General features: G+C 66.0%; 10 protein-coding genes. 5 read left to right on the top strand and 5 right to left on the bottom strand.

Annotated features, from left to right (window positions below):
• Positions 1-57 precede the first annotated feature (57 nt).
• The 4 genes from QGV55_RS00680 to QGV55_RS00665 all read right to left on the bottom strand — a co-directional run bounded on the left by QGV55_RS00680 (position 58) and on the right by QGV55_RS00665 (position 4,293).
• On the bottom strand, positions 58-1,200 hold the full coding sequence (locus tag QGV55_RS00680) for a PA0069 family radical SAM protein (RefSeq protein ID WP_281018808.1): 1,143 nt from the start codon (positions 1,198-1,200) through the stop codon (positions 58-60).
• Between the two features lie 124 nt (positions 1,201-1,324).
• Entirely contained in the window at positions 1,325-2,461 is a 1,137-nt protein-coding gene (locus QGV55_RS00675) for an OmpA family protein (RefSeq protein WP_281018809.1), read from the bottom strand.
• An 86-nt stretch (positions 2,462-2,547) separates the two neighbouring features.
• The gene (gene moaB / locus QGV55_RS00670) at positions 2,548-3,075 is read right to left on the bottom strand and encodes a molybdenum cofactor biosynthesis protein B (RefSeq protein WP_281018810.1); all 528 of its coding nucleotides are present in this window, start codon (positions 3,073-3,075) and stop codon (positions 2,548-2,550) included.
• Between the two features lie 3 nt (positions 3,076-3,078).
• Entirely contained in the window at positions 3,079-4,293 is a 1,215-nt protein-coding gene (locus QGV55_RS00665; protein WP_281018811.1) for an argininosuccinate synthase, read from the bottom strand.
• Positions 4,294-4,464: 171 nt separating this feature from the next.
• Here QGV55_RS00665 and QGV55_RS00660 point away from each other — a divergent pair, with 171 nt between their 5' ends.
• The 5 genes from QGV55_RS00660 (at position 4,465) to QGV55_RS00640 (ending at position 9,414) form a co-directional block, all read left to right on the top strand.
• Positions 4,465-5,064, top strand: coding sequence for an ABC transporter ATP-binding protein (locus QGV55_RS00660; RefSeq protein ID WP_281019848.1), 600 nt, complete (start codon positions 4,465-4,467; stop codon positions 5,062-5,064).
• On the top strand, positions 5,061-5,855 hold the full coding sequence (locus tag QGV55_RS00655) for an ABC transporter permease (RefSeq protein ID WP_281018812.1): 795 nt from the start codon (positions 5,061-5,063) through the stop codon (positions 5,853-5,855). The genes QGV55_RS00660 and QGV55_RS00655 overlap by 4 nt, the downstream gene beginning before the upstream one ends.
• A 133-nt stretch (positions 5,856-5,988) precedes the next feature.
• A complete protein-coding gene (locus QGV55_RS00650; protein ID WP_281018813.1) occupies positions 5,989-7,287 on the top strand; it encodes an MATE family efflux transporter in 1,299 nt (432 codons plus the stop codon).
• Positions 7,284-8,306, top strand: a complete 1,023-nt coding sequence (locus QGV55_RS00645) for a sulfotransferase (protein WP_281018814.1) — start codon at positions 7,284-7,286, stop codon at positions 8,304-8,306. The genes QGV55_RS00650 and QGV55_RS00645 overlap by 4 nt, the downstream gene beginning before the upstream one ends.
• Positions 8,307-8,388: 82 nt before the next feature.
• Positions 8,389-9,414, top strand: a complete 1,026-nt coding sequence (locus QGV55_RS00640; RefSeq protein ID WP_281018815.1) for a TIGR03617 family F420-dependent LLM class oxidoreductase — start codon at positions 8,389-8,391, stop codon at positions 9,412-9,414.
• Between the two features lie 235 nt (positions 9,415-9,649).
• On the opposite strand, the gene QGV55_RS00635 is transcribed toward QGV55_RS00640, so the two are convergent.
• Complete coding sequence (locus QGV55_RS00635) at positions 9,650-13,147, bottom strand: indolepyruvate ferredoxin oxidoreductase family protein (protein ID WP_281018816.1); 3,498 nt, start codon at positions 13,145-13,147, stop codon at positions 9,650-9,652.
• Positions 13,148-13,162 lie beyond the last annotated feature (15 nt).

Below are 13,162 nucleotides of genomic sequence, written 5' to 3'. Positions count from 1 at the left end.
GTGCGCGTTTCCTGTCGGATCATACCGACCGCGCGACCGCGACCTCAAGGTGGCGTTTCAGAGCAGGCGAAGCTGGTCCCCCGGCGCCGGCGGCACCGCGAACTGCGACGGATCGAGGCGCAGGCGGCGGGCGTTGAGACCCAGCCTGGCGGTCGCGACCCTGAACCGCTTCGCCACCAGCGCGGCATAGGGACCGGTTCCGACCATCCGCAGGCCGAAGCGGGCGTCATAGGCACGACCGCCGCGCATCTCCCGCACCAGCTTCATGATCCGCGCGGCCCGGTTCGGGACCTCATCCTCCAGCCATTCACCGAACAGGTCGGCGATCTCCAGCGGCAGCCGCAGCATGATGTATCCCGCCTCCGTCGCTCCGGCTTCCCGCGACGCCTCCAGAATGCGTTCCAGCTCCGGCTCGTTCAGGCTGGGAATCATCGGCGCGGCCAGCACACCGACGGGGATCCCCGCGTCGCTGAGCGCACGCACGGCATCCAGCCGCTTCCGGGGTGTCGCGGCGCGCGGTTCCATCCGCCGCGCCAGACCGGCATCCAGCGTGGTCACCGAAACCGCCACCTTGGCGAGTCCGCGCGTGGCCATGTCGGAAAGAATGTCGATGTCGCGCCGGATCAGATCCGACTTCGTGACGATACCGACCGGATGGTTGAAACGCTGCAGCACCTGCAGCACCGAACGGGTGATGCCATGCTCCCGTTCCAACGGCTGATAGGGATCCGTATTCGTGCCCATCGCGATGGTCCGGCAGTCATAACCGGGTCGGTGCAGCTCCGCCTCCAGCAGCCGCGCCGCCTCCGGCTTCATGAACAGGCGGGTCTCGAAGTCCAGACCGGGCGAAAGGCCGAGATAGGCATGCGAAGGCCGCGCGAAGCAGTAGATGCAGCCGTGCTCGCAGCCCCGGTAGGGATTGATGGAGCGGTCGAAACCCAGGTCCGGCGAGGTGTTGCGCGCGATGATGCTGCGCGAGGAATCCACGCTGACCTGCGTGCGGATGGCGCGGCCCTGTCCCTGCCACTCCTCCGGCCCGCCCCAGCCGTCATCGACAGTCAGCCGCTGCTCGCTCTCATATCGCCCGACCGCGTTGGACCGCGCGCCGCGTCCCCGGACGGCATCGGGTGCCGCACGGGTCGTGAAATCGAAATCCACCGTCCCCGACCGGCCCCTGTCGCGTGGGCTTGCCTCCGTCATGTTCTGTTTTTGTTCCATGCCGGAAACAACACCATGGAACGCAGGTGCGGTCAACCGCGTTCACACCAACGGAATGGTGGACAAGGAATCTGTCAGATCAGTCCGGAACAGCGGCGGTGCAGGATCAGTTCTGCTGCTTCATCATGCCGTCGCCATCGCCCTGAACAACGATCTCGACCCGGCGATTGAGCTGATTGGCGACACCGTCAGCGGTCGGAACCTCCGGTTCGGTCTCGCCCTTGGCATAGAGCCTCATCTCTGCCGTCACACCATTGTTGCGCAGTTCGAGTGCCGTACTTTCCGCCCGGCGCTGCGAGAGCCGCAGGTTGTAGGGGGCAGGACCGGCCCGGTCGGTATGACCGGTCAGTTCGATCAGCTTTGCCTTGTCAGCCATTGCCTGGCTGCTGGCCCTGGCGACGGTTCCCCGCGATTCGGGCGACAGGGCCGCGCTGTCGGTGGCAAAGAACACGACATAGGTCTGGCGCAACTGCATCGCGGCCTGCGCCTGGATGGCGGGCAGGGTCTGTTCAGCCGCACGCGTGGCCGGGGGCGGCGCAAGACGCCGCGGACGCGGCTGTTCCGTGCGCGCGATCGGACGCACGACCGGCTTCTCCGCGGCCTGCACCACCCGTTGCGGGGAGGAGCCGAAGCGGTAACGCATCCCGATCATCGCGGTATGATTCGAATAGGAGGACTGGAGGTTGGCGTTCGCCGAATTCACGAAATCAGCGTCTTCGGTGAAGAAATACCGGTACTCCGCCGTCATTGACAGGTTGGGCGTGACCGCGAAAGCCACGCCGGCCAGCCCCTGATAGGCCATTGTAAAGTCCGAGTCGTCCAGTGTCTGGGCACCCAGATTGATATCGGTGGCGGAGAGATGAGCCAGCCCGATGCCCGCACCGATATAGGGATAGATGCCGGAACTGTTGTCATACTCCCAGATCAGGTTGCCCATGCCGGCAAGGCTGCTGAGATCACCACTGGTCGCGGCATTATTGAAGGAATCGCCACCGTTGTGGCGGAAGGAAATCTCCCCCTCGAAGCGGAAACCGCTCTCGAACTGATATCCTGCTGCCACCAGTCCGCCCAGCCCGAGGTTGAGTTCCAGGTCGCCCACGTTGGCACCTGTCAACTCACTGTCACGCGGCGATGTCCCGAGAACTCCGGCGCTCAGGTAGGGGCCACTCAGTTCCGCCTGGGACGGCGCGCTGAAGCCCGCCAGCGCAAGGGACGCGACACACATTCCGAGAATTTTTTTCAAAGTGGGTCCCTCCTCGTCACGCAACATACCAGAACAGACTGCTTCGTACAGGCTTTTCAAGGGGATATGCACACCCCATGCCGCAATCAGCGTTCGGTCAGGCGCGGCAGCAGCTCCACGAAATTGCAGGGCCGGAACCGTATGTCCAACTGGGTGGAAAGGATCATGTCCCAACCATCGCGGCACGCGCCGGGCGACCCCGGTAACGCGAACAGGTAAGTGCCCCCGGCGACACCCGCCGTGCACCGAGACTGGATCGTGGAAGTGCCGATCTTCTCGTAGGAAAGCTGTCGGAAGAGTTCGCCGAAACCGGCGATTTCCTTTTCCCACACCAGTGCGAAGGCTTCGGGCGTCACATCACGGCCCGTGACCCCGGTGCCACCTGTCGAGATGACGACGTCAATGCCGTCGTCCGCGATCCAGTCGTTCAACTGTCCGGTGATGCGGTCGATGTCGTCGCTGACGATGGTCCGTGCCGCCAGCAGATGCCCCGCCACGGTCAGGCGTTCCACCAGGGCATCACCGGACTTGTCCGTCTCCGGCGTTCGCGTGTCGGAGACGGTCATGACCGCGATATTGACGGCGACGAATTCCCGGCTGGTATCAACGGGCATGGCCTATTTTTCCCGGCCCAGCAGCCGCAGACGCAGCGCGTTCAGCTTGATGAAGCCCTGCGCGTCCCGCTGGTCATAGGCCCCGGCATCATCCTCGAATGTCACGATGGCCTCGTCATAGAGGCTCCTGGGCGACTTGCGGCCGGTGATCATGACATTGCCCTTGTAGAGCTTGGCCCGGACCGTACCGGTCACCCGCTCCGATGCCTTGTCGATGGCGGCCTGCAGCATCTCCCGCTCCGGGCTGAACCAGAAGCCGTTGTAGAGCACTTCTGCGTAGCGCGGCATCAGTTCGTCCTTCAGATGCATCGCGCCGCGTTCCAGCGTGATCGACTCCATGGCCCGGCGCATGTGGAACAGCACCGTGCCGCCCGGCGTCTCGTAGACGCCACGCGACTTCATGCCGATGAAACGATTCTCCACGATGTCCAGGGCACCGATCCCGTTGGCCCCGCCCAGTTCGTTCAGCTTCGCCAGCAGGGTGGCGGGCGACATGCGCTGGCCATTGATTGCCACCGGATCCCCTTTCTCGAAGTCCAGCGTGATCTCGGTCGGCGTGTCCGGGGCATCCATCGGCGAGACCATGCGCGACAGGATCAGGTCGTAGTCCGCCTCCTCCCACGGGTCCTCCAGGATGTTCCCCTCCGAGGAGATATGCAGCAGGTTGGCGTCCTGGCTGAACGGTGCCTCGCCGCGCTTGTCGCGCGGAATCGGAATCTGGTTCTGTTCGGCGAACTCGATCAGCTTTGTCCGGGAGGTCAGATCCCACTCGCGCCAGGGGGAGATCACCTTGATGTCCGGGTTCAGGGCGTAATAGCCCAGCTCGAAACGGATCTGGTCGTTGCCCTTGCCGGTCGCACCATGCGCCACTGCATCCGCGCCGACTTCACGCGCGATCTCGATCTGGCGCTTGGCGATCAGCGGCCGTGCGATGGAGGTTCCCAGCAGGTAGGTGCCTTCGTAGATCGCGTTGGCACGGAACATGGGGAAGACGTAGTCGCGGACGAATTCCTCCCGCAGGTCCTCGATGAAGATCTCCCGGATCCCCAGCATCTCCGCCTTGGCCCGCGCCGGCTCCAGTTCCTCGCCCTGCCCCAGGTCAGCCGTGAAGGTGACAACCTCGCAATCGTAGGTCGTCTGCAGCCATTTCAGGATGACGGAGGTGTCCAGACCGCCGGAATAGGCCAGCACCACCTTGTTGATCTTGTCCTTGTCCATGACCCTTGGTCCCCCTGAAGCCATTGAATGTCGCCGTGGCGCAGGAAGTACAGGATGCGCGTGCCCGCTCGCAAGTGCTGTGGTGTCGCTTCAGACGAGGACGTGCATCGCGTTGCGGTGATTTCGGCTATCGTGGCGGCCAGGGGACAGCGAAGGCTGGCAAGAGTGGCTATGAATACCGGTCTGCAAATCCGACACCTCACGTCAACCATCATCGACGTGGCGGACATTGCCGTGCGCCCCGGCGCGCCGGTGGCGCTGGTTGGCCGGTCGGGCAGCGGCAAGTCCAGCCTGATGCGGGCCATCGTCGATCTGGACCGGAACGAGGGCGAGATCCTGCTGCATGGCGTCAGCCGGTCAGGCATGAGCGCGCCGCTCTGGCGCCAGCGCGTCGTCTATGTCCCGGCCGAACCCGGATGGTGGGGGGAGCGTGTCGGGGACCATCTGACCGGGCCGGACAGCGCCGGAACGCGGGCCGCGCTCGGCCTCGACCACATCCGGCCGGATCAGCCCATCGACCGCCTCTCCACCGGGGAACGGCAGCGGCTGGCGCTGGCGCTGGGTCTGGCCCGGCAGCCCCAGGCCCTGCTACTGGATGAACCGACCGCCGCCCTGGACGAGACCAGCCGCGACATGGTGGAGACCCTGCTGGACCCGATGATCGCCGCCGGGCTGGTGCTGATGATGGCCACCCACGATCCGGAGCAGGCGCGACGTCTGGGCCTGCAACGGCTGGAGATCGACGGTGGCCGGATCAGGGGGGCGACATGACCATCGATCCCGGCAATGGCGCGGTCATGCTCGCAGCGATCTTCCTGGTCCTGAACGCGGGCCTGTCGCTGGCCCTGCAACTGGGATTCGTGCGCAGCATGCTCGTCGCCGCCCTGCGCATGACGGTACAGCTCGCCCTTGTCGGGCTGGTGCTGGAAGTCGTCCTGACCAGCGCCTCCGCCTGGCTGACCTTCGGTGTCATGGGCTTCATGGCCGCGGTTGCGGGCTACGAGATCATGGCACGGCAGGAGAGGCGGTTCGCCGGCCTCTGGGGCTATGGACTGGGGGCGACGACCATGCTGCTCGGCTCCGCCATCGTCACGGTCTTCGCCCTGACGGTGCAGATCGGTCCCGACCCCTGGTACGCCCCGCGCTATGCCATTCCGCTGTTCGGCATGATGCTCGGCAACGCCATGACCGGGATCGCCCTGGGTCTCAATGCCCTGACCGGAGAAGTCACGGCGCGGCGACGGGGGATCGAGGCGCATCTGCTCAGCGGCGCCACACGCTGGCAGGCCATGACGCCGGCCATGCGCCGCGCGGCGACGGCGGGGATGGTGCCCATCATCAACGCCATGACCGCCACCGGGGTCGTGGCGCTGCCCGGCATGATGACGGGCCAGATCCTCGCCGGTGCCGACCCGCACCAGGCCGTGCGCTATCAGCTGATGGTGATGTTCCTGATCGCCGGAGCCACCGGGCTTGGCCTGATCGTCGCGGTCATGGGTGGCGTGATCCGCCTCACAGACAACCGCCATCGCATCAGGCTCGACCGCCTGCGCGGATCGTGACGCTGGACAGGGCCACGCAGGCAACCGATTCTCCACGCCTGAATCGCGCTCAACGGAGCATCTCGCCATCGACCGCCCACCACAGGAAATCTCGGTCTTCAGTCGCCTGCGCCACGGGGCCCTGTTCGGGCTGGTGAACCGTGCGTCGCTGGGCGTGCTGAACATTGCCGTGGCCGTGGTACTGACACGCCTGCTCAGCCCGGCCGATTTCGGCTTCTACACCGTCTTCGTGCAGATCATGGCTGTGGGCGCGATGATCCAGAGTTTCGGCATGCAGACCGGCGTGACCAAGCTGGCCGGTGTCGCGGGGGGCATCCAGGCCTGGGACCGGGCGCGGGATGTGCTTCGTGCCACGGTGAAGCTGTTCGCCATCATGGCCGTGGTGACCGTGACACTGTTCCTGCTGCTCTGGCCGACGCTGGAGGTGCACCTGTTCGCCCGCCCGCTCGGCTGGACCATCGGCGGCCTGACCGCACTGATCATCCTGACCCGGGCGGCGGAGGAAATCGGCGCCGCTTACCTGCGCGGAGTCGGGCGCACCCGCGCAGGCGCACTGCTGCTCAGTGCACCGCGGGAGGGTATCGTGTTCGCCGTCGCCCTCGCCGTCCTGCTCGCCTCAGGCAGTTTCGACGTGCGCGACACTGTCACCACCTATGCGGCGGCCTCCGCCCTGATCGCGCTCGCGGCCCTGCTGGTCTGTCTGCGTTTCGCGGTCCGCCACACCGGTGGCCCGGCCATCGCCGAACCCTTCGGCATGCGGCAGCTGGCGATCCTGTCAGCGCCGATCCTGATCCACAGCGCCGGGGCGCTGGTGCTGAAGGCCACGGATGTCTGGATCCTGAGCCTCTATCGCCCGGCGGAGGATGTCGCGTTCTACGGGGCCGCAGTCCGGGTCACGAACCTGGTGCTGTTCGCCCTCAGCGTCATCAATATCGCCCTGCCGCAATTGCTCGCGACCCTTCACGCGCAGGGTCGTGCCGCGGATTTCGAACGCATCGCCCGCACCGCCGCGACATGGTCGACCGTGGTCTCGGTGCCGCTGTTCATCGTGGTGCTGTTCTTCGCGGAGCCGATCATGGTGATCCTGTTCGGCGCGCCCTATGCGGCGGGCGCCACCGTGCTGATCATCCTCGCCGCAGGCCAGACCGTCAGCGCCATCGTCGGCTCGCCAGGCATGATGCTGCAGATGACCGGGCACCAGAATCTGATGTCTGGACTTACACTCGGCGCCCTCGTGGTGAACGTCATCGCCAACCTGCTGGTGGTGCAGGACCACGGCATGATCGGTGTCGCCATCGTGACGGCCTGCACGATCACCGGGCGCATGGCGCTGCACACCTGGTTCGCCTGGCGTCTGACGGGCGCCCTGTCCCTGCCCGATCCAAGAACGCTGACGCCGTCCGCCCTGAAGGCTATGTTACGCAGGCAATGACCATTCCGCTTCCCAATCGCCAGATCATCTTCCTGATGTACGAGAACCGTTCCGGTTCCACGTTCCTCGCCAGCCGTCTGGACCTGCACCCGGAGGTCGGGGTCACCATCGAGACGGAGACCTTCGCCGACCTGCTGGAGACCGGGCCGGTGCTGCGCGACGACGCCGACCTGCAGCGCATGGTGCGGATCTTCATGGGGGAACGGAAGTTCCAGGAGTGGGAGATCACCGAGGATGCGCTGCGACAGGCGCTGGGCAACCTGCCGCGTCCTGCCGACTTCGACGCGGTGTTGCGTGCCGTGCTGGATCTCTATTTCCAGGGCGCAGACATTCCCTATTACCTGGTCAAGGGAACCCGCCTGACCCACCATATTGCCCGCCTGCGCCAGGCCAGTCCCGGCGCGCGGTTCCTGCACATCATCCGCGATCCGCGCGGCGTCTTCGGCAGCCAGAAGCAGTCCCTGGGTTCCGAGACCGCGACCGCGATGAACGAGGATGCCCATGACGCCGCCCGTCGCTGGGCGGCGAACGCCCGCCGGGTTGACCGGGTCGCCGGCCCCGATCTGCTGGAAGTCCGCTACGAGGATCTGATCACCGACTACGAAGCGACGCTGGACGGGATCCGCGCCTTCATGATGCGCGACGGCCTGCCCGCGCTCGAAGCACCGGGGGAGATGGACGGGGAGGCCTATCTGCAGCGCATACCGGAGGGCCAGCGCCACCTGCACCAGAACCTGGTGCGCAAGCCGCGCGCGGACCGGATCGAGGCCTGGCGGACGGAACTGACGGCTGTCGAGATCGCCCTCAGCCAGTCCGGCGCGGCAGAGGTCCTGCGCGCCAAGGGCTATGCCATCGACGAGACGGCCGCCGCGCGGGCGGGCCGACTGACGCTGCTGCTCACCCGCCTGCGGCTGACGCTGGCGACCCTGGGCCGACGGCTGCGCAACGGGCTGAGATACGCGCGGGAGGGGCGGCTGCTGTGGCGCATCCGGGTCGTGCTGTTCCGGCTGCGGGCCTGATCCGCGCATTTTTCCTTTGCCAGCAGGCCCCTGCCCCCGAAACAATGGCTGACAGTCGGACGCCCTGGGGAGGAACGGAAACATGACACTCAAGATCGATACGCAGCTGCGCGGCTTTGATTTCAAGCGCGTTGGTGCCCACGCACAGCAGCTGGAGAAGATGGGCTTTGACGCCATCTGGACCTTCGAGGCCGGGCAGGACGCCTTCACGCCGCTGATCCTCGCCGGGGGCCAGACGGAGAAGATCCATCTCGGCACCAACATCGCCGTCGCCTTCGGGCGCAGCCCCTTTTCCATGGCGCAGACCGCCTGGGACCTGCAGCGGCTGACGGGCGGGCGGTTCCACCTGGGCATCGGAACCCAGGTCCGCGCGCATATCGAGCGCCGTTTCTCCATGCCCTTCGACCAGCCGGCAAAGCGCATCACCGACTATGTGCATTGCCTGCGCGCCATCTGGGACAACTTCCAGAACAACACCAAGCCGGACTATCGCGGGGAGTTCTACCAGTTCACGCTGATGAACCCGTTCTTCAACGCCGGTCCCATCGACCATCCCGACATCCCCATCTATCTGGCCGGGGTGAATGAGCGCATGTGCCGCGCCGCCGGGGAATGCGCCGACGGTTTCCACGCGCATCCGATCCACACCATCGGCTACCTGCGTGACGTGGTGCGCCCCGCCATCGACGCGGGCGCGAAGACGCGCGGCAAGTCCGTCGATGACCTGCACATCCAGACGATGGTCATGATCGCGTCCGGCGAGACCCAGGCGGAGATCGACAAGGCGGTCGAGGATGTGCGGATGCAGATCGCCTTCTACGGCTCCACCCCGAACTACCGCGCGGTGCTGGAACACATCGGGGAGGGTGCTCTGGGCAAGGAACTCAGCCAGATGATGCGCTCCGGCCAGATGGACCAGATGGCCGCCAGGATCCCGGACAGGATCGTGGAGCAGGTCGCGGTCATCGGCAATCTGAAGGACGCCGGGCGGATCGTCCGTGAGCGCTACACCGGTGTCGTCGACCGCATCGCCTACTACTACCCGGTGCCGGAAGGCGACCCGGTCGAGAAGTGGCAGGCCTTCACCCAGGCCGCGCGGGCGGCGTGAGGCAGGATTCGATCAGTTGATGGCTCGACAATGACCACAGCCGCTCCCAACCCACGGCGCGCCCGGGCTTGACCCGGGTGCCCAGCCTGAGGCGATAGCGCGGCACCATGGGTACCCGGGTCAAGCCCGGGAACGCCGAATGGAGAGGCGCTACCGCCTGTCCCTGCTCTCCTCCCGCAAACGGCAGAGGTCCCTTCCAGAGGGAAGGGGTATTCAGGCTCCCTCGCGCGCCGGCCTACTGCGCCGCCGCGGCCCGGGTCTCGGGATTGCGGAAGGCGTGCAGTAGCGCGGACTGGCGGGCCTTTGCCGCTTCCACACTGGCTTCCTTGATGTGGCCGAAGCCGCGGATCTGTTCCGGCAGGGCCGCGATCTGCACCGCTGTCACGTGGTTTGCGGCGTCCAGGCTGCCCAGCACCTCCTCCATCATCGCCATGTAGTCGGTGATGAGCTGGCGCTCCATCTTCCGCTCCTCCGTGCGCCCGAAGATATCGAGGCGCGTTCCGCGCAGCCCCTTCATCTTCGCCAGCAGACCGAAGGCCGACATCATCCAGGGGCCGTACTCGCGCTTGGTCAACTGACCGGTCTCCGGGTCGCGGGCGGCGGCAATCGGCGGGGCAAGGTGGAACTTCACCTTGAAGTCGCCCTGGAACTGGCGATTGATCTTCGCCCTGAAGGCCGGATCCGTGTAGAGGCGCGCGACCTCGTACTCGTCCTTGTAGGCCATCAGCTTGTAGAGCGAACGGGCGACTGCCAGTCCCAGACCATCGCGGCCAGAAGCCCTGGACTTCTCCGCCTGGATCGCCTTGTCGACGAACTGCCGGTAGCGGTCGGCATAGGCGGCGTTCTGGTACGCGGTCAGCCGCTGCACCCGGTCCGCGATCGTTTCCTCCAGAGTCAGTTCACGGCGTGCCGGGGTGGCCATGCGGGGTGCCGCAGCCTTCTCCACCGCCGCCATGTCATGCGCCGCCAGACGGCCCCAGGCGAAGCTCTGACGGTTCATGGCGACCGCGACGTTGTTGATGGCAATGGCCTCGTCCAGCGCATCGAAGGACAGCGGCACCAGCCCCTTCTGCCAGGCGAAGCCCAGCAGGAACAGGTTGGCGGCGATGGAATCGCCCATGATCGCGGTGGCCAGGTTGGTGGCGGAGATGAAGTCCGCATGGTCGTCGCCCAGGGCCTCCACCAGGCGGTCCACAGTCTCCTTCTCCCCCAAGTCCATGTCATTGTCGGTGACAAAGGCGGCGGTCGGCTGCAGGGCGCTGTTCAGCACCGCGCGGGTGACGCCCTGTTCCATCGTCGCGATGGCGTTGGGGCTGGCCGCAACCACCATGTCGCAGCCGAGGACGAGATTGGAGCCACCCGCCGAGATGCGCACGGAGTAGAGATCCTCCGGCTTCGGGGCCAGACGGACATGGCTCATCACCGCGCCGTTCTTCTGCGCCAGACCGGTGAAGTCCAGCGCCGTGGCACCCTTGCCCTCCAGATGCGCCGCCATGCCGATCAGGGCACCGACGGTGATCACGCCGGTACCGCCGATGCCGGTGATCAGGATGCCATAGGGCTCGGTCAGGTCGCGCACCTTCGGCATCGGCAGGTCGGCGAACGGATCGGCGTCGGCCCCCACCAGCTTCAGGTTCGGCTTCCGGCCCTTGCGCACGCCCCCGCCCTCGATGGTGACGAAGCTGGGGCAGAAGCCCTTCAGGCAGGAGAAGTCCTTGTTGCAGTCGGACTGGTCGATGCGCCGCTTGCGGCCCAGATCGGTATCCAGCGGCTTCACGGAGACGCAGTTGGACTGTGTCGAGCAGTCGCCGCAGCCCTCGCACACTTCCTCGTTGATGAAGACGCGCTTGGCCGGGTCGGGGAAGGTGCCGCGCTTGCGGCGGCGGCGCTTCTCTGCGGCGCAGGTCTGGTCATAGATCAGCACCGTCAGGCCGGGCGTCGCGCGCAGTTCGCGCTGTACCTGATCCAGCTCGTCGCGGTGATGGATGGTCAGGCCCGGCGCCCAGTGCAGGCCGCTCGGGTACTTGTCGGGTTCGTCGGTCACGACGACGACGCGCTTCGCCCCCTCCGCATAGACCTGCAGGGAAATGTCCCAGACCGTCAGCGTGCCGTCATGCGGCTGCCCGCCGGTCATGGCGACGGCATCATTGTAGAGGATCTTGTAGGTGATGTTCACACCGGCAGCGGAGGCCGCACGGATCGCCAGCAGGCCGGAATGGTAGTAGGTGCCGTCGCCCAGGTTCTGGAAGATGTGCTCTTCCTCCGTGAACGGCGACTGACCGACCCAGGTGACACCCTCCGCGCCCATGTGGGTCATGGTCTGGGTGCGGCGCTCCGGCATCCAGATCGCCATGCCGTGACAGCCGATGCCGGCACCGGCGCGGCTGCCGTCCGGCACCTTGGTGGAGCTGTTGTGCGGACAGCCGGAACAGAAGAACGGCGTGCGCATGGTCTTCGGCGGCGGGGCCGACAATGCAGCTTCCTTGGCCTCGATCCGGGCCAGGCGCTGTTCCATCGCCGAATCGGTCAGATCGCGCTGCCGCAACCGCTCCGCGATCGCGCGCGCCACCATGGTGGGCGAGAGCTCGCCGGTCGAAGGCATCAGCGGCTTGCCGCGTTCGTCGGTCTTGCCGACCACACTCGGGCGCCTGTCGGCGGGGACATGATAGAGCAGCTTCATCAGCTGATCCTCGATCAGCCCGCGCTTTTCCTCCACCACGATGACTTCTTCCAGCCCTTCGGCAAACTTCAGTGCGCCTTCGCGTTCCAGCGGCCAGGTCAGGGCCACCTTGTAGATGCGCACGCCCATCTCGTTCAGGCGATCCTCCGGCAGGCCGAGGTCCGACAGGGCCTGGCGCAGGTCCAGATAGCCCTTGCCCGTCGCCATGATGCCGATGCGCGCGGGCCGGGTCGGCTCATGCACGATACGGTCGAAACCGTTTGCCCTTGCGAAGGCGGCCACAGCCTCCATCTTCGGCCCCATCAGCCGGGCCTCCTGCACCATCGGTGCATCACCCAGGCGGATGTTCAGCCCGCCCGCCGGCATCTCGAAATCGGTCGGCATGTGGATTTCCAGCCGGTTAGGATCGACGTGGACGGAGGCACTGCTCTCCACGGTCTCCGAGATCGCCTTGAAGGCAGTCCAGGTACCGGAATAGCGCGACATGGCAAAGCCCAGCATGCCCAGGTCCAGATATTCCTGCACGCTGGCCGGATTCAGCACCGGAATCATCGCCGCCTCGAATACCTGCTCCGACTGGTGCGGCAGGGTGGAGGACTGGCAGCCATGGTCGTCACCCGCCAGCACCAGCACGCCGCCATGCCTGGACGAGCCAGCGGCATTGCCGTGCTTCAGGGCATCGAGGGAGCGGTCGACACCCGGTCCCTTGCCGTACCAGATGCCGAAGACACCATCGACCGTGGCCTTCGGGAACAGGTTGGTCTGCTGGCTACCCCAGACAGCGGTAACGCCCAGATCCTCGTTCAGGCCGGGCTGGAAGTGGATGTTGTTCTCCGCCAGATACTGCTTCGCCCCCCACAGCGCCGCGTCGTACTGACCGAGCGGCGAACCGCGATAGCCGGAAATGAAGCCGCCCGTATTCAGACCGTGGGCCAGATCACGCTGCCGCTGCATCATCGGCAGACGGACAAGCGCCTGCACACCCGTCAGATAGATGCGCCCGCTCTCGACGGTGTACTTGTCGTCCAGCGCCACCTTTGCCAGCTCGGCCATTTCCGCGTCCTCCCC

Source organism: Minwuia sp. IMCC3009 (assembly GCF_029909415.1).
In the GTDB taxonomy this organism is placed as follows: Bacteria; Pseudomonadota; Alphaproteobacteria; order Minwuiales; family Minwuiaceae; genus Minwuia.
This window is presented reverse-complemented; position numbering and strand designations above follow the sequence as displayed.